Source organism: Clostridium saccharoperbutylacetonicum N1-4(HMT), assembly GCF_000340885.1.
Lineage (GTDB): Bacteria > Bacillota > Clostridia > Clostridiales > Clostridiaceae > Clostridium > Clostridium saccharoperbutylacetonicum.
This window is the reverse complement of the sequence record NC_020291.1, coordinates 871291-893884: the sequence shown is the minus strand read 5'-3', so window position 1 is coordinate 893884 and position 22594 is coordinate 871291. Positions and strand designations below refer to the sequence as shown.

The window sequence follows — 22594 nt, the reverse complement described above, 5'->3', positions numbered from 1 at the left end:
AAGCTAAAAATGAAACAAGCCAACATTAATACCCTTCAACAGCTCAATTTCACATGCCTGATCCAGAAAAAAATGTATCATATTTCTAGTTTAATTTAGTAATTTTAATTTCTCAAGAGTGTATACATATTCCATTTATAAGTTTGATTATTCATTTGGATATCTATATGTAACAAATATTAAAGCATACTTTGCTAGATTATTTGTTACATAAATTATATATTCCAATTAACAATGTTCAATTATTAATTAGCAATTGACTACACTCCTCCTATGCTGTTCTAAGGCTTATAATGTTCTTATCGGTTGTCAATCAGTAATGAAAGATCTACAAGAAAAATTAAAAGAACAAAATATAAAAGTCACGCATGGAAATTTCGAATAACGAAATATGAAAATCCCACATACAAAGTTCATGTAACCAAATTTATAAATTAAGGAGGATTATTATGACAATAAGAGAAAAAATGAAAAATGGTATGCTATATATTGATGTAGGTGAAGGACTTGAAGCTGATCGTAGAAGATGCCAAGAATTGCTATATGACTATAATCATACGCGTCCAAGTGAAGAAATAAAAAGAAAAGAAATATTAAAAGAATTATTAGGTGATATAAAGGAGCACATTTGGATTGAACCGCCCTTTCATGCTGCATATGGTTCAAATATCCATATTGGAGATCATTTTTATGCAAACTTTAATCTTGTAATTGTTGATGATATTGATGTTTATATAGGCGAGCATGTTATGATAGCTCCTAATGTAACAATAACACCTACTGGACATCCAGTTGATCCAACACTTCGTAAGCCTTGTACTCAATTTTCTATTCCAGTAAGAATTGGCAATAATGTTTGGATAGGCTCTAATGCAGTAATTTTACCTGGAGTTACAATAGGTGATAATTCAGTTATAGGTGCTGGAAGTGTCGTTACGCACGATATTCCTGAAAATGTAGTTGCTGTAGGAAATCCATGTCGTGTATTAAGAGAAATCAATGAACATGATAAAGAATTCTACTATAAAGATAAATGTATTAAATAAAAATATGTGAAATGGATAGCAAAAATATTTCTATCCATTTTATTATTTTTTATCATAATTTCAATTATTTATTTCAGCAAATAATTATTTATACCCAATCTTGTAAATTTCAGTCAAAATAAATACAATAGAGTTATGCAAACAATTTATGCGCAGAAAATTAAGGACGGTGAAAATAATTGAAACACATTTTCTTTGTTGAAGATAATTTGAGTTTAATTAATGGTTTATCTTTTGCAATCAAAAAGCAAGGATACGAAATAGATGTTGCCCGTACAATTCTTGAAGCAGAAGCACTATTGGTAAATAAGAAATATGATTTGGTGATTTTGGACGTGTCGCTTCCCGATGGCTGCGGCTATGATTTATGCAAAAAAATTCGTAAAACATCAAAGGTGCCAATTATATTTCTTACTGCTGCTGATGAAGAAACGGATATTATAATGGGGCTTGATATTGGTGGTGACGATTATATAACAAAGCCGTTCAAGCTGGCGGTGTTTATGTCGAAAATAAATGCTTTGCTTCGCAGAAGTGACAATTTTATTCAAGCAGATACTGAATTAAATTCTAACGGTATAAATGTACAACTTCTAAAAGGAGAAGTCTATAAAAATGGAGAACAACTTGACTTAACAACAAGTGAGTATAAAGTTTTATGCCTGTTTATGGAAAATCCCCATATTGTTCTTTCTCCTGAACAGATTTTAAGCAAACTATGGGATTGCAACGAAAACTATATAGATAATAATACTATTACCGTATATATACGCAGACTTCGTACAAAAATCGAAGATAATCCGAGCGAGCCTCAAAAAATAGTGACTGTTCGACGTATGGGGTATAAATGGAATACTGTTGATGGGGGTGTATGATGAAAATACTGGTAAACAGGAAAATCAAAAAACTTTTTTGTTTGGTATTGCTTCTTATAGTAGCCTTTACCTTGATTTCTGCTGCCTTAATAGGTTTGAACTTTAAAAATACAGCACTATATATACTGGTATGTTCATTGTGCATGAGTATCTTCATATTAATAATAGTCTATAGGTATTTCAGGGAACAAAATATAATCATGGCGAATGCGGTAACGCAAATCAAAGAATATATTTCTGGAAATCAAAATGCACGTATTGAATGTAATGATGAAGGAGAGATCTACAGATTATTTCATGAAGTAAATTCCATAGTTTCCATTTTAAATGCTCACGCTGAAAATGAGGGCAAAGCAAAAAATTTTTTGAAAGATACCATTTCTGATATTTCTCACCAGTTAAAAACTCCGCTTGCTGCTCTTAATATATATAATGGAATTATGCAAGAAGAAGCAAAGAATTTACCGACAATCAAAGAATTTACTTCTCTTTCAGAGCAAGAGCTTGACAGAATAGAAATACTGGTGCAAAACCTCTTAAAAATTACAAAACTCGATGCCAAAACAATCGTGATTGAAAAAGCTAAAGAAAATGTATCTGAAATGATGGGCAGTATAGAAAGGCACTTTTCATATCGTGCCAAGCAGGAGGAAAAGGAAATATATCTATCCGGGGATGATTACGTTACTTTATTATGCGACTGTACTTGGCTGATTGAAGCAATCAGTAATATTGTTAAAAATGCTTTTGACCATACTCAAAAAGGAAATGCTATTTATATTAAATGGAAACAATTTACATCCATTATTCAAGTCATCATAAAAGACAATGGAAGCGGTATTCACCCAGAGGACTTACATCATATTTTCAAAAGATTTTATCGCAGTCGTTTTTCTAAAGACACAAAAGGTATCGGACTTGGGTTACCCCTCGCAAAAGCTATTATCGAAGCACACAGTGGAACAATCGAGGTTGATAGCGAATTGGGTATTGGCACTACTTTTACAATTAATTTTTTAATTCCTACAAAATTGTAGGATAAGTGTCATATAAAAGTAAGATTGATATGATAATATTTCAATATCAAGATAGAAAGAGGTAGATAACCCATGAATTTATTGGAAGTTAAATCAATTTCTAAAACCTATGGTAACGGCGAAGCTGCCGTACATGCATTAAAAGATATCAGCTTTTCCGTTCCGAAAGGCGAATTTGTCGCAATAGTCGGAGAATCCGGCTCTGGCAAGAGTACACTTCTTAATCTAGTAGGTGCACTTGATATGCCCACTTATGGCAAAGTATTTATTGACGGTAAAGATATTTTTTCCATGAAAGATAGTAACTTAACAATCTTTCGTCGCAGAAATATTGGATTTATTTTTCAAAGTTTTAATCTAATTCCAGAATTGAATGTTGAGCAAAACATCATATTTCCCTTACTGCTTGATTATCAAAAACCTGATAAAAAGTATCTTGAGGAACTACTTACGGTGCTTAATTTGAAAGAACGTCGTCACCATTTACCTAGTCAATTATCAGGCGGACAACAACAGCGTGTAGCAATAGGACGTGCTCTAATTACGAGACCATCGCTTATCCTTGCCGATGAGCCGACGGGTAACCTGGATACGCAAAACAGCAGTGAAGTGATTACTTTGCTAAAAGAAGCTGCAAGAAAGTACCAACAGACCATTCTTATGATTACCCATAGCCGAAGTATCTCACAGGCTGCAGATCGGATACTACAAGTTTGTGATGGCATACTGACCGATTTAGGAGGTGCCGCGAATGAAAAGCTATCTTAGTCTAATTCCGATTTCTGCAAAAGTACACAGACGACAGAACCGCATGACACTTCTGTGTATTATATTTGCCGTATTTTTGGTAACTGCTGTTTTTAGTATGGCAGATATGGGTGTTAGAATGGAGACATCAAGATTACTGGATAAACAGCAAGACCTTAGTGTAAGATCGATGCAAACTCTATATTCTACAGCAGCTGTACTGTTTGTGCTTATAATGATTGCAGGGGTACTGATGATTTCAAGCAGTATAAACAGTAATGTTGCCCAAAGGACAAAGTTTTTTGGAATGATGCGCTGCATTGGAATGAGCAGACAACAGATTATCCGTTTTGTCAAACTGGAAGCCCTCAATTGGTGCAAAACTGCGGTTCCAATAGGTGTGATACTTGGGATTGTAGTCACATGGGGATTATGTGCTGGGCTACGGTTTCTTGTGGCGGTAGAGTTCTCTAATATACCCCTTTGGAAAATCAGTCCAATTGGCATTATCAGCGGAATAATTGTTGGAGTTGTTACAGTACTCATTGCCGCCAGGTCTCCGGCAAAACGAGCTGCAAAGGTATCGCCTGTAATGGCAGTATCAGGAAATTTAGAAAACACAAAAAATGGGTATTCAACCCATGGGTTGAATACCCATTTTTTTAAAATTGAAACTGTCCTCGGTATTCATCATGCAGTATCTAGAAAGAAAAACTTAACACTTATGACAAGCTCATTTGCTCTTAGCATTATTCTGTTTTTGAGTTTTTCAGTCTTAATAGAGTTTATCGGCTATATTATGCCCCAATTTTCAGATACTCCTGATATCAGCATTTCTAGTAATAACAGTTCAAATTCCATAGACAGTGTACTGCTTGATAAAATAAGTGGTATGTCAGGTGTAAAACATGTTTTTGGCCGAAGTAGCTACTTTGATATTCCGGCAGAAGTAAATTCTCAAACAAACACAATCGATATGATTTCCTATGATGATTATGATTTGGACTGTCTTACAAAAGATAAGCAACTTAGAAAAGGCAGCGATATTTCAAAAGTTTATGGAGACAGTAATTACGTACTTACAATCTGGGACAAGGACAATCCTTTAGCAATAGGCGATAAAATACAAGTAGGAAATAAGGAAGTAGAAATCGCAGGGCTGTTAAAATGTAACCCATTTAGTGATAACGGTGTTCCAAATGGGAAAATAACACTCATTACTTCTGGGAAAACTTTTACTCGCCTTACCGGCGTAACTGACTATTCACTTATTCTTATACAGACGACAAAAGATGCGACTGACAGAAATGTTGAAGCCATCCATAATGTCGTAGGTGAAAAGTACAAGTTTAGCGATAACCGAGACCTACGGACTATGCAATCCAGCACATATATGGCATTTACGTTTTTTGTATATGGATTTTTGACAATTATAACTTTAGTTTCTGTATTAAATATTATGAACAGTATTTCTATGAGCGTATCCGCAAAAATAAAGCAATATGGAGTCATGCGCGCAGTCGGTATGAATGAACATCAGATTACCAAAATGATAGCCGCTGAAGCGTTTACCTATTCTATATCAGGTTGTATTGTGGGAGTTGTAGTCAGCCTGTTCATTAACAAGTTACTATACGACAATCTTATTACTGCTTATTTTAACTACGCTACTTGGAGTATTCCTATTATGCATATAATTATTGTGCTTTTGGTTGTTGCAATTACGACTATCACTGCAATCTATTCTCCATCAAAACGTATTCGGAATATGGTGGTAACTGATACAATTAATGAAGTATAAGAGTGTTATTTATGGAAGTCAGGACCACCCGTAAAACGGGTGGCTTGCTCTGCGCCTATAAGCCTTTGTTACTGGCTGTGCTACTTTGCACATTGAACGGTTTACCAACCACATATCTTTACTGGCTGCACCTAAAAAGTGCTTTATTTCTTGCCTTTATTTACTGGTTCACTTGTAAACGGGTCAATATATTCCTTCAAGCTCATTTGTTCATATGCTATATCTTCTTATTTCTTCCTACGGTATCAACATAGTATCCCCTGCGCCAAAATTGTCTATTGTTATACTTGTATTTCAAATTTGCATGTCCGCGAACTCTTACCTTTGAGATATTACACAAATGCTGAATTTAGGTGGTATTCTAAATATAATCATCTTAATGAAGTTTACACAGACTATTTTACACTCTCCAAAACACTAAAATTGCCTATCAACTTGTTATTATTTCATGTTCCTTATTTCAATTACTGGTGTCAAAATAGTACTTGTTGCCTATATTTCGAAGGAGATATACCCTTCTCTTTCTTAAATATTTTAGAAAAACCAAGGGTATCATCATACCCTACTGAGCGTGAAATATCCCCTATGGTTAATCCTTGATTACTCATGAGTTCACAGGCTTTATTTATTCTATATTTTATTATATATTGCTGAGGCGTTACTCCTATATTTTCCCTAAAAAAGGTACTGAAATAATTTTTATTCAGGCCTACACTTTTGGCCATTTCAGATATACTTATCTTACTAGAATAATTTGTCTCAACAAACTGAAGGCTCTTTTTTATGTACATTTCTTTATAATTACTGCTTATAATAACATTTTTTCCTGCTTCCTCAATGAGCTCCGATAAAAACATTATTAGCAATCCTTGCAATCTTAATTCTCTTCCATATTTTAATCCTGTAGACTTTCTCATATTTTCAAAACATTCCTGTACAAAAGCTACTTCTGTACATTCAAAAATAGGATTTTCTTGATCAAGATTTGCTAATTTTAAATATTTTTCAGCTTTTATGCCTTTAAATCCAACCCAAGTATATATCCAAGGTTCTTCCTTATCAGCTTCATAATAAGTAACAATGTTAGGACAAATTAAGAAGCCTTGATTTTTTTTTATCCTATATGACTTTCCACCTACATAAAATATCCCACTGCCTTCAAGTACAAAATGTATTAAATAGTGATCTCTAATGGCTGGTCCATACGAATGTAATTTCTTACATTTTTCCATGCCACATTGATATACAGTAATATCAAACCCATCATCATTTATCGTCGAAAAATATTCCATATTCATATCTTCATTCATTTTCAATACCTCATTTATTAAAATGCATATAATTAATTTCTTAGATTATACCATAATAATCTTATTTTATTCCATTTCATTTTTTATCGATATCTTTATACTTTAATATATAGTTTCAGTTATCAATGATCAAATATCAATTGATCACAAAGCATAATATTCTGAAGCATCTTCAAATACATTAGGTATCTTTAAATATAGTATAAATTAGAGATTCTATATATAGATATCCAACTTAATAATCAATCTTATAAATGGAATATACATGCATCATTGCGGAATTATAATTGTAACACTACACTAGAAATATGATACATTTTTTTCTGGAGCAGGCATGTGAAATTGAGCTGTTGAAGGTTTTTAAGCAGATAAGTGAAAGTCCAAATTTATGTTTAGTTTCTTGAACTTAGTTAACTCATTCATGAGTTAACCTCCTTTAAAAAACTGATTTGGTGTGAATCGCTTACTCAGCGAACGAACGTGAGTCGAGTTTCCTCTATGGCTTGTTTCATTTACAGCTTGTCCAAAAGTGAATGTCCAAAAAGTAAGTGTCCAAATTTTATATTTGGAAACACGAACTTTCTCCTTGGGGATTTTATATCTGGAACACGCCGAAATGACGACAAGCCCACATTTAGAACCTTCCAGCGAAAATTTTACTAGTCCTGTGGAAGATAAATGTATCATATTTCGGTAATTGTTGCATAAGTCTAATTCTCGCGTTGGATATCTATAATTATTAGATTTTTATAAAACTTTTTAATTGAATTGGAGGAATTAATTTGAGTATTAAATTTGATAACAATACAAAAGCCTTTCACTTAACAGCTAAAAATACTAGCTATATAATAAAAATCACTGACGAGGGTTACCTTTCACATGTTTACTTTGGAAGAAAATTAAGAACTTTTAATTCTGATAATTTATTACCCATTAGAGAAAGATGTTCTTTTTCACCAAATCCTAATCCCAATAACAAGCTGCTTACCCTTGATGCACTTCCACAAGAATATCCTTCTTATGGAACTAGTGATTTTCGTGGACCTGCATATTCAATTCAACTTGAAAATGGCACTACTATAACTGATCTCAGATACGAATCGCATAAAATAATTAATGGAAAAGTAGAATTAGAAGGTCTTCCAGCCACTTATGTTGAAAGCGATGATGAAGCTCAGACATTAGAAATAAATTTATCCGATTCATTAATTGGTTTAAAAGTAATTCTATCCTACACAGCTTATGAAAATTTTGATGTTATAACTAGAAATACAAAATTTTTAAATTGTGGTAAGGAAGATTTAAAGCTACAACGAGCTTTAAGTATGAGTATAGATTTTAATAACTCTAATTATGATTTTCTACATCTTCATGGTGCATGGGCAAGAGAAAGACATATGGAAAGAACTCCTCTTTTAATTGGTACTCAATCTATAGAAAGCAGACGTGGTTCAAGTAGTCATAATCAAAATCCTTTCATAGCATTACTCAGCAAAGATGCTACTGAAGAACATGGTGATGTATATGGCTTTAGCTTAGTATATAGTGGAAGTTTTCTTGCTCAAGCAGAAGTTGACCAATTCGAAACTACCCGCATATCAATGGGGATAAATCCTTTTGATTTTTCTTGGTTACTTAAACCAAAGGAAAGTTTCCAAACTCCTGAAGTAGTTATGGTTTATTCTTCACAAGGTCTTGGTGAAATGTCTAGAACTTATCATAGACTATATAGAAAAAGATTATGTAGAGGTGTTTATCGAGATAAAACAAGACCAATTCTTGTAAACAATTGGGAAGCAACTTACTTTGACTTTAATGCTGAAAAAATCGAAAGCATTGGTAAAGCTGCAAAAGAACTCGGAATTGAACTTTTTGTTCTTGACGATGGTTGGTTTGGAAAAAGAAATGGGGATGAATCTTCTCTTGGAGATTGGGTAGTTGACAAAAATAAACTTCCTAATGGATTAGAAGATTTAGCTAATCGCATAAATAATTTAGACTTACAATTTGGTTTATGGTTTGAACCTGAAATGGTCTCACCAGATAGTGATTTATATAGAGCGCATCCTGATTGGTGCTTACATGTGCCAGGAAGATATCGCACTCAAGGAAGAAACCAGCTAGTATTAGATCTTTCTAGAGAAGATGTATGTGACTACATAATAGATTCTTTATCTAAAATTTTAAATTCTGTTAATATCAGCTATATTAAATGGGATATGAACAGAAATATGACTGAAATAGCTTCTGCTCTTCTTCCACCAGAGAGACAAAGAGAAACAGCTCATAGATATATGTTAGGACTATATAAAATATACGAAAAACTTACAACCGCTTTTCCAAATATATTATTTGAAGGCTGCTCTGGAGGCGGAGGAAGATTTGATGCCGGTATACTCTACTATATGCCTCAAATTTGGACTAGTGATGATACTGATGCTGTAGAGAGATTAAAGATTCAATATGGAACAAGCATAGTTTACCCAATAAGCACTATGGGTGCTCATGTATCTGCAGTACCAAATCATCAAGTTCATAGAAATACTTCTCTTAAAATGAGAGGAGATGTTGCAATGCTTGGTAACTTTGGATATGAACTTGATCTTACAAACTTTAATGATGAAGAAATAGAAACTGTAAAAAAACAAGTTGAAACTTATAAAGAATTACGTGAACTTATTCAATTTGGAGATATGTATAGACTTCTTAATCCATTTGAAAGCAATGAAGCTTCTTTTATAGTTGTCTCAGAAGATAAAATTGAAGCTTTTGTGAGCTTTTTTAGAGTTCTTTGCATACCAAATGACCCAATAAGAAGGTTATATTTAAGAGGCTTGGACCCTGAAAAGAATTATTCAGTTGAAGGCTTCCAAGGAATATTTGGTGGTGATGAGCTTATGTATGGAGGACTTACTATACCTGATTTACAAGGAGATTATCAAAGTATTACTTGGAGAATAAAATCAGTTTAATCCTATATTTTAAATTTAACAATTAAAATGGGATTGTCACACTAATGACAGTCCCATTTTTTAATGCTAAATCAATTATTTAACTACTACAGAAACTCCATCAGGAATAACCACAACTTTTGCAGCTTCCCCCTTTAATTCATAAGCTTTTTTTAAAGCTTCTTCAAAAGTAAATGCATGGTCCATATGCATATTTTTAATTATTTCAGGGTCACACATATCAGTTACCATGATAACTTTATTTTTGCTTAATATTCTTGCTAAAATCTGAAATTCCCATTGATCTGGTTCTGTTTTGTCTTTTGAAACTTGGAGTACTTTATCGAGTACTGCTGCTGGACTTTCAGCTTCTGCCATGTTTCTGTAGAAGGATTCTCCTCCATGTCCATCATTGCAGGCTGATACCATTATTATTACTGATCCCTCTTTGCAACAAGCTTCAGCAGCTGTCATTCCTTTAACTGATTGATAAATATTTTGATCAAGAGGATATCCGCCATTAGAGCTAATTACTATATCTCCTTTAACGCTATCTATACTTGAAAGTTCTGAAACAAATTTACACCCTTCTTCATGTGCAAGCTTACTATGTCCACTAACTGCATGTATAATCTTTTTATCCTTGTCTATAACAACATTTAATATGAATGCTAGCTTAGCTTTTTCAGCTGCAAAAACCATATCCTCATGTATAGGATTTTTACCCAATTTTCCTGTTCTTGCATTACTGCTTCCTATAAATTCTGAATTATGATTCCACATTATAGTTTTGGCACTTGCAATTCCAGGAAGAACACTTTTTCTGCCTCCAGAAAATCCCGCAAAAAAATGTGGTTCTATAAACCCTTCAGATATTAGCAACTCAGTATCAGCCGCCAACTTATTTATCCATAATTCACCACCAGATGGAAGAATACCTGCTAAAACTTGATCCTCTTGTCTTTGCGAATAATGATTAATTATCTGTTCATTCTTCACTATTTCTTCTCCAAATTTATCAATCATTTCTTCTCTAGTTGTTGGTCTATGAAACCCTGTTGCTATAAGAATCTTTATATCTATATCTGGATTTACCTTTCTAATTCTTCTAAGAAGTATTGGTAACGTTATCTTACTTGGCACAGGTCTTGTATGGTCACTTGTTATAATAACCATGTTCCCTTTTCCTCTTACTAATTCTTCTAAACTCTTACTTTCAATAGGATTATCCAAGGCTTTTTCAACAATTTCTTCTTGAGTTAATTCTGATTTGTAATTATGTGCTTTAGATTCAAGCACAGCCTCAAGATTCTTATCAGAAATACTTGCTTCTAGAAATCTTTTATTATAGGGTATTTTTATTGTTGCCATAATATCTTCTCCTTTTTAATACTTACAATTTGGTCAGACCAATTTCATTAAGATAATATTATCACAATTATCTTAAGATTTCCATAATAGTTATTTTATTCACAATTTACTCGAGATAAATTTACGCTATCAACTAAACTCTATTTAAAGTTAAGTGTATAAAAAAAATAACAAGCCTATCTCTTGCTACACTCTAGACTTGTTATTTTCATCAATATGCTTAATTTATGTAAACTATTATTTCAGCCATACACTTCTTACAATTTTCAAAATATCTTTAATCGTTTCAAGATAATTAGATATATCTTCTTTTGTATCAATAGCTGTAGAAGTGGCTTCAATGATTACATCACTTGTTGTCTTTAAATTTTCACTTACCTCAACTGCATTATTTGCTATAACCGGCATAGATTTTGCTGCATCTGAAATCTTTCCGGAATTTTCATTCCAAAATACAGATATTTGTTTTAACAATGAATTTAATTTGCTCAAGCAAAGTATTAAATAAACAAGCGTAACTACTGCTAATATCATCAAAATACCATAACATAAAGTTGAAACCTCAATATACATCTAACCCACCACTATTTCTATTCTACTATTTTTTCTTCAACTACTTCTGTTTCTATAGCTTTATCTTTTAATTCTTCATTTTCCTCAGATAAAACATCGTTCTTTTCTTTTTTTGCTGCTAGGTAGCTATTAATTTTATTTCTTGTTTCATTTACACCACTAGATAGCTTTTCTTTTGTAACTTCTATATCTTTTTTTAAATTTTCGTTAGCATCAGTAGCTGTTTTAGCTATATCTTCTCTAAGCTCTTTACCAGACTTAGGAGCCATCATCAAACCTCCAATAACACCACTTATTGCAGTTACTGCTAGTGATGCAGTGATTCCAATTATCTTTTTTGTTCTTTGTTCTTTTTGTTTTCTAAGCTTTTCCTTTTTTATTTCACATATCATATTTTTTAACAACATATCCTATACCTCCCATAATAATATTTAATTTCATTTATTATACAGGACTTTATATTAAAAGTCTTGTAAAAATCAGACAAGTTATGCAAATAAAATGCTAAGTTCAAACTTCCATATATTAAATTATTATTCCTTTGCATATTTTATATAAATACAGTTGGCGGTACACCACAAAAAAATTTAAATTCCTTGGCTAAATGCGATTGATCATAGTATCCATTTTCTAATGCTACACGTTTCAAATCAAAATTAGCATTATTTTTTATGAAATAAAGTGTATTTTGGAATCTAACTATTCTACAAAATAATTTTAGATTCAGACCAATTGCACTGTCAGATATTCTACCTAAATTCCTAGAACTATAATTAATTGCTTTTGCCAATTCCTCTATGGATACTTGTCCCTTCTTATCATAAATATATTTTGTTGCACTTCCTATTATAGTTTCATTTTTACATGCATTTGAATTTCCTAAAAACTCTAAACTATAATCATTTATAGATGAAATTAGCGTATTTTCGTTAATTTCTTGATAATCCTTAGGTATGTGTTTATAAAAGTCATTAATTACATCCTTCAGCAAAAGTTGTTTATTAACAATCGATTTCATTGGAACATTTGTTAAACTCATAAATTTACCTGGTAATATTCTTATTCCTAATAAATTTACATTACCAGTCACTTCATAATTAGCACAACTTGTTATCGGTCCAATTATGGATATACTTTTCTCTATTTCATCTTGATTTAAGTCTATTAAAATATTTATACATCCATCGGGAATCATGGGCATAGTATAACTACCCTTTATACTATTTTTTGAAAAAAACCTATAGTAGCAGGCTATAGTGTCACTCATTTCTGCACTTGGACTTATTTCCTCATAATTTAAATTGTTTGAAATAAATTTAGAATTAATTATTGGCATTTGAATTGATATAAATTTATTCATAAAACTCTCCATAAATGCATCCTTAATCTCGAATATTAATTTACTATTCCCAAAACAAAAAAACAACTTTAAACCTACTTCTATTATATATTAGCTGAACAATAATAAAAAGCTAGGTCTATTAATTTATTTATAGACCTAGCACATCTCATAATATTATTTCAATTATTTATATACATTTTTTGTCGCAACAACATTAACACCAGTTTCAAGTATATTATTAACTACTATATCTCCTATCATAACAGGCGCTTTTATAGTAATATTGTTAATTTCCTCCATACACTTCATAATAAGTCCTTTTGGTATTGCCTTTTCAGTTTTTACTGGAACTACAGGCACTTCTCCTCCACTAACCTTAACGGTTGAGGTTACTATTCTAACTGGATTTGTCACTTCATTAATTCCGTATTCTGCTCCTTTAGGACAGCTATTTCCGCTGACTGTTAATTTTTCTTCATCAACTTTTAAATGACACCCCTTTGGGCAGCTTATGCATATTAATTCTCTTTCCATTCTATTCACCGTCCTCTAATGATATTGTAATATCATTATTAATTTTATCTAATAATACTTTACTCAAAACTACTTTTTCCATTTCTGATGGTGCTAAATGAGCTCTCTTAAATCTAGCTACAACTTCATCACCACTTCTAACTACTAAAGCCTTATCGTGATATATGTTATTTACTCTCATAAATATAGTTAATTTATCTTGGACATCTTCTTTATTTAATCTTTGTGGGACTGTGTAATTAACATTTTGTCCATTTTTTATATTTACATATTTATCTTTTTTAAGTTCATTTTTAATATATCTAGCTGCGGAAATACCGGTACGCTTTGATTCTTCTGTTACAAAGTCAACTAAATCATGAACATGAACAACATTACCACATGCAAAAATTCCATCTACAGATGTTTCCATACTTTCACTAACCATTAAACCATTTGTTCTTCTATCTGGTTCAATACCTGCATTAAAGGATATATCATTTTCAGGAATCAATCCAACTGATAATAGCAAGGTATCTGCTTCAAATTCTATTTCAGTTCCCTTAATAGGTTTTCTATCTTCCCCTACTTTTGCTATTACAACTTTTTCAACTCTATCTTTTCCTACAATATCTGTAACTGTATGTGATAAGTATAGTGGAATATCATAATCATTTAAACATTGAACTATATTTCTATTTAAACCATTAGAATATGGACATAGTTCAACAACTGCTTTAACCTTTGCTCCTTCAAGGGTCATTCTTCTTGCCATTATAAGGCCAATATCTCCTGATCCTAGGATAACAACTTCTTTACCTGGCATATATCCTTCTACATTAATATATCTTTGAGCTGCACCTGCACTAAATACACCTGCTGGTCTATCTCCTGGTATATTTATAGCTCCTCTAGTTCTTTCCCTGCATCCCATTGAAAGAATTACAGCTTTGGCTTCAAGCTCCATATAACCTTCTTCCGAATTTATAGCATAAACTTTTTTGTCTTTAGATATTTCTAAAACCATAGTGTTTAACTTAACTTCTATGTCCGTATCTTTCACCATATCAATAAATCTACTTGCATATTCTGGACCTGTAAGTTCTTCTTTGAATGTATGAAGTCCAAATCCATTATGAATACATTGATTTAATATTCCACCTAATTCATTATCTCTTTCTAAAATTAATATCTTTTTTATTCCATTATTATATGCCTCATATGCTGCGGCAAGGCCTGCTGGTCCTCCACCTACTACAATTAATTCATAACTCATAATACTATACCTCGCCCTTCTACTTAGTTTTTCCTAATAAAATATAAGAATTATCTTTTTCTAAGACAACACTTTCTAGTGGAACCTTATACTCTCTTGCAATTATTTCTTGAACTCTTGGTCCACAGAAGCCACCTTGGCATCTTCCCATTCCTGGTCTACATCTTCTCTTTATTCCATCTAAAGAAAGGACTCCAAAACTTCTCTTTATTGCGTCTACAATTTCACCTTCTGTTATACTTTCACATCTACAGATCATTCTTCCGTATTGTGGATTTTTCTTGATTAACTCAGCCTTTTCTTGTGCTGGTAATTCCATAAAATGAACTTGTTCTCTATTCGCTATGAAGTTTTCTTTCTTTTCTAATTTACAACCTGCTTTTTCTAATATATCCACTACACCTAAAGCTATAGCTGGTGCTGATGAAAGACCTGGCGACTTCATTCCTGCTACATCAATAAAGCCTTTAACTCCATCATTTTCTTCAACTATAAAATCACCTGTATCTGGATTTGCACGAAGTCCAGCAAAATTTCTTATACTTTCTCTAAAATTAACTTTCGTAGTTGTACGCATTGAAGTTTCTCTTATTGAATCTAAACCTTCTCCAACAGTTCCTAAATCTTCTTTATCGTCTATATCTCTAGCATCTGGTCCAATCAATAAATTTCCGTGTACTGTTGGCGTTACTAAAACACCTTTTCCTAGCTTTGATGGACATTGGAATATTGTATGATTAACTACATTTCCTTGACTCTTGTCCATTATGAAGTATTCACCACTTCTTGGAATTATCTTAAAGCTTTCTTTGCAAATTAAATTATGAATTTTATCTGCATAAAGTCCAGCAGCATTTATAACATATTTTGCTTCAATAACTTCTCCATCTTGAGTTGTAATCCTAAAAGTGTCACCTTTTTCTATTGAAACCACTTCTTTTTTCAATTTGATTTCTCCACCATTTTGAACTGCATTTTCAGCTAGTGCAATTGTATATTCAAAAGGTCCAACTATACCACCAGTTGCTGCATATAATGCTCCTTTAATTTCTTCATTAAGATTTGGTTCCATTTCTAAAACTTCAGCTTTACTTAATATTTTTAAACCTTTTACACCTATCTTACATCCATTTTCATAAAGTTCTTTAACAGTTTGCATATCTTCTTCATCAAAAGCTAAAATTAGCGATCCATTTCTTTTAAATGGTACACTCAATTCTTTACATAAATCTTCAAACATTTCATTTCCAGCTACATTGTACTTTGCCATCAAAGTACCTTCTTTAGGATCATATCCAGCATGTACTATTGCTGAATTTGCTTTACTTGTTCCCATTGAAACGTCGTTTTCTTTTTCTAAAACAACTACCTTCAAATTATATTTAGTTAATTCTCTAAATATCGAATTTCCAAGAACTCCTGCTCCAATTATTGCTACATCATACATATTATATCCCCCTTGTATTCAGTTAACAGTTATGAGTTAACAGTTAACAGTTTTTTTGATTATATTCAGTTAACAGTTTATACCCTTTAGGGTACCCTGTGGGCAATTTACAGTTAACAGTTTTGGATGACACTCCAAGGAGAAAGTTCATGTTTCCAAATGTAAAAGCTCCAAGGAGAAAGTTCGTGTAACCAAATATAAAATTTGGACACTTACTTTTTGGATACTTACTTTTTGGACATTTACTTTTCCTGCGGAATGTCTTTAAATTTATATTTTACTTTTTCTTGGCATTAAAAAAAGCCAAGCTAAAAACGGGCGAAAAAATCACCGATGTTTTTATGCTTGACTCTAAATTCTCTAAGCATTTATATTCAATTTACATTCAAATTATATCATGTAATTGTATACCTGTCCAGTCCTAATAAACTTTTCTGGACTTAAATAAACAATTTTCAACAAAAGTTTACTAAACAGTTCTATGTTTACCAGCTGCGCAATTTACTTCATAAATCAAAGAATGAGTAAGGAATCCGCAAGGATTCCCCCCACCAACTGTAAACTGTAAATTGTGCACTGTTAACTGACTTACTCTTCTTCCCAGCCTTCAGCTCTCTTAACAGCCTTCTTCCAGCCTTTATATAACTTTTCTTTTTTCTCTTCTTCTAAATTTGGAGTATAAGCTTGGCTTACTGCCCATTTTTCAGCAATCTCTTCTTTTGATTCCCAGAAACCTACTGCAAGACCTGCTAAATATGCTGCACCAAGAGCTGTTGTTTCAGTTATTATAGGTCTTACAACTTCTGCCCCTGTAATATCTGCTTGGAATTGCATTAATAAATTATTTCTACTAGCGCCTCCATCAACTTTAAGTCTTGTAAGCTTACATCCTGAATCTTCCTGCATTGCATCTATAAGATCTCTTGATTGATATGCAATAGATTCAAGAGCTGCTCTAATTATATGATTTCTATTAGCTCCTCTTGTTAATCCTAAAATAGCGCCTCTTGCATACATATCCCAATATGGAGCACCAAGTCCAGTAAAGGCTGGAACAACATATACTCCACCATTATCTTCTACTTTTTGAGCAAAGTATTCTGTATCTGCTGCATCGTTAACTAATCTAAGTTCATCTCTAATCCATTGGATAACAGCTCCCCCAACAAATACTGAACCTTCTAACGCATATTGAACCTTTCCATCTAAACCAATTGCAATAGTAGTTACTAATCCATTTTTACTTTGGATCATCTTTTCTCCTGTATTCATAAGTAAGAAGCAACCTGTTCCATAGGTATTTTTAACGCTTCCTTCTTCAAAACAAGTTTGTCCAAATAGAGCACATTGTTGATCTCCTGCCATACCAGCTATAGGAACTCTAACTCCACCTGTTCCACCAAGATTTGTATATCCATAAACTTCTGAAGAATTCTTAACTTCTGGTAACATTGATTTTGGAATATTAAGCTTTTCTAATATTTTTTCGTCCCATTTTAATTCTTTTATATTATAAAGCATTGTTCTAGATGCATTTGTATAGTCAGTTACATGAACTTTACCATTTGTAAGCTTCCAAACAAGCCAAGTATCAACTGTACCAAATAATAATTCACCTTTTTCAGCTCTTTCTCTAGCGCCTTCAACATTGTCTAAAATCCATTTAATCTTAGTTCCTGAAAAATATGCATCTAATAATAATCCTGTATTTTCTTTTACATAAGTATTGAATTCTTCATCCTTTTTAAGTTCTTCTACTATAGCAGCAGTTCTTCTACATTGCCATACTATTGCATTATATACAGGTTCCCCAGTATTTCTATCCCAAACTATTGTTGTTTCTCTTTGATTTGTAATTCCTATTGCTGCTATTTCATCTTGATTAACACTTGTTTTAGCCATAACTTCTTGCAATACACCATATTGGCTTGCCCATATTTCTAACGGATTGTGTTCTACCCAGCCTTGTTTAGGATAAATTTGAGTGAATTCCTTTTGACTTACCCCTAATATATTTTGATCTTTATCAAAAACTATTGCTCTTGAACTTGTAGTTCCTTGATCTAGTGCTATAACATATTTTTTCATTAAAATGCCCTTCTTTCTACTTAATATATTTTTCAAATTATAAATTTCCAAAATTATAGCCACATAAAACCTTCACTCATACAATAGCAATAGTATATTTTTCATCCATTACCATGTACAAATTTAAAATTCACTTAGTTAAACAAACTGTTTTCTAAATAAATTTAGTTTTATGTGGCTCTATTCTCTAATTCTCTATAGCCTACATTTCCCAAATTTCCTTTTTAGTTGTAGATACACAGGTAGCTCCTGAATTTAAAGCTTGTATTACCTCTTCTTTAGTTTCAATTAATCCTCCAGCTACAACTGGCTTATTACAATGATCTGCAATAATACCAAGTACTTTAGGAATTATTCCAGGTAATACTTCTACTGCATCACATTCAGAAATCATATGATTTTTAACATTATTTAGTGAGAGCGTATCAAATACAAACACTCTTTGAACACCTAATAAATTGTACTTCTTAGCAAGTTTTACCACTTGTGGTTTTGTGCTAATTATTCCACTAAATTTTGTTTCTTCTTTTATATATCTTATTACTACTTCTTTATTCGTAAATCCTTCAACCAAATCTATATGAATTATTCCTATTTTATTCTTAGATGCTATAACATTACTTATCTCTTTCACATTCATTACATCTCCAAATAAAACAAATATAATTTCAGCCTCTGAATTTACTGCTAATTCTAATTGTTCTTCATTTTTTACTGCTGCTATAACTGGATTTTTTTCTAACAAGTCTTTAATATTCATACGTACTCCTATGTAATTGTTTTCTTTACATTTTAGTATTACATAATTATTATCTAGTGTCAAACTTAACTCCTAAATATTATAAAATCTAGTAAACACTTAATTTTTTTATCTATCAAGATATAACATTTAGAATATTTTTTCTAAAATATAGAGCTTTTATCATACATTTATCTTTTACTTAATTATTAAAACTATGTGCTTTATAAATTACATAATCATTGTATAACATACTGCACCTAAAACAGCACCTATTATTGGAGCAATTACTGGAATCCATGAATATCCCCAGTCTGAATCTCCTTTTCCTGGTATAGGTAATACTGCATGTGCAATTCTTGGTGCTAAATCTCTAGCTGGATTTATTGCATATCCTGTTGTTCCTCCTAAACTTAAACCAATTGCCCAAATAAGGAACCCTACAAACAATGTTCCTATTCCATTAGTTAAGTTTTGTGCACCAATTCCTAAAATCCCAAATACTAATACAAATGTTCCTATAACTTCACATATAAAATTAATTCCTGTATTTCTTATAGCTGGTCCAGTACAAAATACGGCAAGTTTATCGCCTTGACTATCAGTACATTTAAAATGATCATAATTAAAAATAAATACTAGCACAGCTCCTAAAAAGCCCCCAACAAATTGTCCTGCTAAATAGATAGGAACTTGAGCCCAAGCCACTTTTCCTATTGTAGCAAGTGCAATTGTAAGCGCTGGATTAAAATGAGCTCCACTATAACTTCCAAAAATTAATGCTGGAACTGCTACTGCAAATGCCCATCCTGTTGTTATTACCATCCATCCTGAGCCGTATCCTTTTGAATTCTTTAATACCACATTTGCAACAACGCCATCTCCCAACAAGATAAGTAATAATGTACCTACTAATTCTGCTAAAAAAATTGTCATATTATTTTTCCCCTTTCGAACTACACAGTATTATTATTTTTTGTATTAATTATTTTCAAGCATTCGATTAAGCCATTTTATAATTTATTCATATATCTGACTTTCTCTAAAATTACTGTGCCCCAATCCACTTTACCCTTTCTTAAAGAACTTTTTTGCTTAACTTGTACCTCCCCGCCTCCTTACCATATTTAAAGAAAACAAAATACTCTTTAATTATCAATATAAATGCTTTTTTATTTGTAGAAACTAAGGCAAAACTATCAGTGTATTCCTTAATTTTTTCCACAACAATAGCCACATAAAACATACTCATACTTTAATAAAATATACATTTAAATATACCTTAAAATATAAGTTAATTTACTTAGTTCTAAGTAAATTTAGTTTTATGTGGCTGTATTCTCTCATTCTCTATAGCCTACATTTATTTTGATTTGCGTCAGCTTCCAAATGTAATTGTTTTCTTAACAATTTTAGTATCACATATTTATTTTTAAGTGTCAAGTTTAGTTAATTATATAACGATTTAAATTTAATTAGTACCAATTCGTATCCCCCTAAACTCTTTTCAAATATACAATAAATCAAAAAAATCATTTTTTATTCTTGCTTATTTAACTATTAATTGTTAATTACATAACAAGTTCATATTTCTTAATATTCATAGAAAATAGATCCTCCAATAAATTCTCTTAACAAAGAATTTTTAGGCACTTCCTCTATATCAATTTCATTAAAGAAACTCAAAAACGCTTTTAATCTTATTGCTTCAGAATATACTGGACTTTCTTCTGTTATTTTATTTAGTTCCTTTAAAGCATATGGTTTCAACACTCCAAGTTCATAAACTAAAGTTGAATTAAATGCAACATCTGCTTCTTCTTGATAAACAAATATATTTTTTCTTTCCCCTCTTTTAATTGAATCCCACATTTTTAAAGTTGATTCTGCATCATAGCCCCTTGATAAGGAATCTCTTACAATTCTTCTTACTTTTCTAACATCTGTTGTAGAAATTCTATTGTGATTATCAATATTTAATTGAGTTAATGCTGATATATATATTTTAAACACATTGCTATTTAGTTTATTAGAAATCAATTTTGGATTCAAACCATGAATCCCTTCTAAAAGCAAAACTCCATTTTTAGGTAGCTTAACTTTATAACCATTCCATTCCTTTTCTCCTTTTTTAAAATTATAAATCGGAAGTTCCACTTCTTCTCCACTCATTAAGGCTTCTAAATTCTCGTTTAATAATTTCAAATCCAATGCATCAATTGTTTCGAAATCATATTCGCCATTTTCATCCTTAGGAGTATCGACACGATTTACAAAATAATTATCTAAAGATAATGGCATAGGAATTAATCCATTAACCCTAAGTTGTACACTCAATCTATTGGCAAAAGTAGTTTTACCCGAAGAGGATGGACCTGCTATAAGAATAATCTTTACATCTTTTCTATTTAAAATTTCATCTGCAATATTTGCAATTTTCTTTTCATGAAGTCCCTCTGAAACCATAATTATATTTATTAATTCATTATTAAGTATTCTTTCATTTAAACTTCCTACATCTTCAATTCCAAGTATATTAAGCCATCTCTCAGTTTCAATAAAAATTTTAGTAAGACTTTTTTGTTCTACAAATTCAGCAAGTTCACTTAAATTTCTTCTCTTTGGCCTTTGCAATATAAAGCCTGATTCATATTTAAATACATCAAAAAGTTTAATTATACTTGTAGAATACCCCATATGTCCATAAAAATAATCATATCTTCCTTCAAGTTCATATAAATGAACATATTTTATATCGTAATATTTTAGAAGCTTAACTTTATCATACATGTTATATTTTTCAAATATTTTAATAGCCTCTTCTTTTGAGGTCCTAATACTCTTTATCGGTACATTTCTGCTTATAAGCTCTTGCATTTTTACTTTGATTTTATCAATATCACCCTTACTTAAAGGTGCCTCTTTATTTACTTCCCCATATACTGCACCACTTATAGAATGTTGTATTGTTATCTTTGAATCTGGAAATAAATCCAAAGCTGCTTTTATAAAGATAAATTGTAAGGTTCTCGTATAAATTTTAATCCCGAGTTCTGTATCAAATCCAATAAGTTCAACTTCTCCATCGTCCTCTATTATTTCAGTTAATTCATGATACTTACCATTTAATTTGCATATTGCAACTTCATCAATTCTATCTTTACAATTACTAATTATCAATTCATAAAATGTTAATCCTTTTTCAGCCTTGATAGTATAATCTTTAAAATTCAACCCATTTTTATTGTCCATATAAATTGCCCTTTCCTTCCAATAATATTAAGTAATCCTCTGAAATCAACCTTCCCTAAGAGTATTTACCGAATCACCCATTATTTCTAAATATATACTCAATTAATTTAATTTCTTCAAATTTAATAAAATACTCCAATTATATTATATACATTTTTTCTACAAAAGATAAACGAATTTTTTGAATACAGAATAAAACAGCAAATACAAATGAATATTAATTTTA

The 22594-nt window shown here is 31.5% G+C and carries 19 protein-coding genes and 1 pseudogene; 6 read left to right on the top strand and 14 right to left on the bottom strand.

Features of this window, described 5'->3' with window-relative positions; all coding sequences use genetic code 11:
- Positions 1–449: 449 nt before the first annotated feature.
- From CSPA_RS04015 to CSPA_RS03995, 5 genes are all read left to right on the top strand, one after another.
- Positions 450–1046, top strand: coding sequence for a maltose acetyltransferase domain-containing protein (locus tag CSPA_RS04015; protein ID WP_015390924.1), 597 nt, complete (start codon positions 450–452; stop codon positions 1044–1046).
- 179 nt (positions 1047–1225) lie between these two features.
- Positions 1226–1921: a response regulator transcription factor gene (locus CSPA_RS04010; RefSeq protein ID WP_015390923.1), complete on the top strand. Its 696-nt coding sequence runs from the start codon at positions 1226–1228 to the stop codon at positions 1919–1921.
- A complete protein-coding gene (locus CSPA_RS04005; protein ID WP_015390922.1) occupies positions 1921–2958 on the top strand; it encodes a sensor histidine kinase in 1038 nt (345 codons plus the stop codon). Before CSPA_RS04010 ends, CSPA_RS04005 begins: the two co-directional genes overlap by 1 nt.
- A 72-nt stretch (positions 2959–3030) precedes the next feature.
- Positions 3031–3726, top strand: a complete 696-nt coding sequence (locus CSPA_RS04000) for an ABC transporter ATP-binding protein (RefSeq protein ID WP_015390921.1) — start codon at positions 3031–3033, stop codon at positions 3724–3726.
- On the top strand, positions 3710–5506 hold the full coding sequence (locus tag CSPA_RS03995; protein WP_015390920.1) for an ABC transporter permease: 1797 nt from the start codon (positions 3710–3712) through the stop codon (positions 5504–5506). Before CSPA_RS04000 ends, CSPA_RS03995 begins: the two co-directional genes overlap by 17 nt.
- Before the next feature lie 143 nt (positions 5507–5649).
- On the opposite strand, the pseudogene CSPA_RS29025 reads toward CSPA_RS03995, so the two are convergent.
- A pseudogene (locus tag CSPA_RS29025) lies at positions 5650–5813 on the bottom strand (IS200/IS605 family transposase); the annotation flags it as partial.
- Positions 5814–5979: 166 nt separating this feature from the next.
- Entirely contained in the window at positions 5980–6816 is an 837-nt protein-coding gene (locus tag CSPA_RS03990; protein ID WP_015390919.1) for an AraC family transcriptional regulator, read from the bottom strand.
- Positions 6817–7598: 782 nt separating this feature from the next.
- On the opposite strand from CSPA_RS03990, the gene CSPA_RS03985 reads away from it, so the two are divergent.
- Complete coding sequence (locus CSPA_RS03985) at positions 7599–9788, top strand: alpha-galactosidase (protein WP_015390918.1); 2190 nt, start codon at positions 7599–7601, stop codon at positions 9786–9788.
- A 75-nt stretch (positions 9789–9863) separates the two neighbouring features.
- Here the strand turns inward: CSPA_RS03985 and larA are convergent, their stop codons facing one another.
- The 12 genes from larA to CSPA_RS03930 all read right to left on the bottom strand — a co-directional run bounded on the left by larA (position 9864) and on the right by CSPA_RS03930 (position 22368).
- The gene (larA, locus tag CSPA_RS03980) at positions 9864–11138 is read right to left on the bottom strand and encodes a nickel-dependent lactate racemase (RefSeq protein ID WP_015390917.1); all 1275 of its coding nucleotides are present in this window, start codon (positions 11136–11138) and stop codon (positions 9864–9866) included.
- 237 nt (positions 11139–11375) lie between these two features.
- Complete coding sequence (locus tag CSPA_RS03975) at positions 11376–11711, bottom strand: hypothetical protein (protein ID WP_015390916.1); 336 nt, start codon at positions 11709–11711, stop codon at positions 11376–11378.
- Between the two features lie 17 nt (positions 11712–11728).
- A complete protein-coding gene (locus CSPA_RS03970) occupies positions 11729–12118 on the bottom strand; it encodes a YtxH domain-containing protein (protein WP_015390915.1) in 390 nt (129 codons plus the stop codon).
- Between the two features lie 143 nt (positions 12119–12261).
- Complete coding sequence (locus CSPA_RS03965) at positions 12262–13071, bottom strand: helix-turn-helix domain-containing protein (RefSeq protein WP_017810817.1); 810 nt, start codon at positions 13069–13071, stop codon at positions 12262–12264.
- 165 nt (positions 13072–13236) lie between these two features.
- Positions 13237–13587 (bottom strand): DUF1667 domain-containing protein, encoded by a 351-nt coding sequence (locus CSPA_RS03960; protein ID WP_015390913.1) that lies wholly within the window; start codon positions 13585–13587, stop codon positions 13237–13239.
- Between the two features lies 1 nt (position 13588).
- Positions 13589–14842 carry an NAD(P)/FAD-dependent oxidoreductase gene (locus CSPA_RS03955; protein WP_015390912.1) on the bottom strand — a complete coding sequence of 418 codons (1254 nt, stop codon included), beginning with the start codon at positions 14840–14842 and terminating at the stop codon, positions 13589–13591.
- A 19-nt stretch (positions 14843–14861) separates the two neighbouring features.
- Positions 14862–16289, bottom strand: coding sequence for an NAD(P)/FAD-dependent oxidoreductase (locus CSPA_RS03950; protein WP_015390911.1), 1428 nt, complete (start codon positions 16287–16289; stop codon positions 14862–14864).
- A gap of 588 nt (positions 16290–16877) precedes the next feature.
- On the bottom strand, positions 16878–18377 hold the full coding sequence (gene glpK, locus CSPA_RS03945) for a glycerol kinase GlpK (protein WP_015390910.1): 1500 nt from the start codon (positions 18375–18377) through the stop codon (positions 16878–16880).
- A gap of 202 nt (positions 18378–18579) precedes the next feature.
- Entirely contained in the window at positions 18580–19137 is a 558-nt protein-coding gene (locus CSPA_RS03940; RefSeq protein WP_017810819.1) for a glycerol-3-phosphate responsive antiterminator, read from the bottom strand.
- A gap of 210 nt (positions 19138–19347) precedes the next feature.
- Complete coding sequence (locus CSPA_RS03935) at positions 19348–20052, bottom strand: MIP/aquaporin family protein (protein ID WP_015390908.1); 705 nt, start codon at positions 20050–20052, stop codon at positions 19348–19350.
- A gap of 142 nt (positions 20053–20194) precedes the next feature.
- Entirely contained in the window at positions 20195–20341 is a 147-nt protein-coding gene (locus CSPA_RS29670; RefSeq protein WP_157228426.1) for a hypothetical protein, read from the bottom strand.
- Positions 20342–20709: 368 nt separating this feature from the next.
- Positions 20710–22368, bottom strand: coding sequence for a nucleoside kinase (locus CSPA_RS03930; RefSeq protein WP_015390907.1), 1659 nt, complete (start codon positions 22366–22368; stop codon positions 20710–20712).
- Positions 22369–22594: the final 226 nt, after the last annotated feature.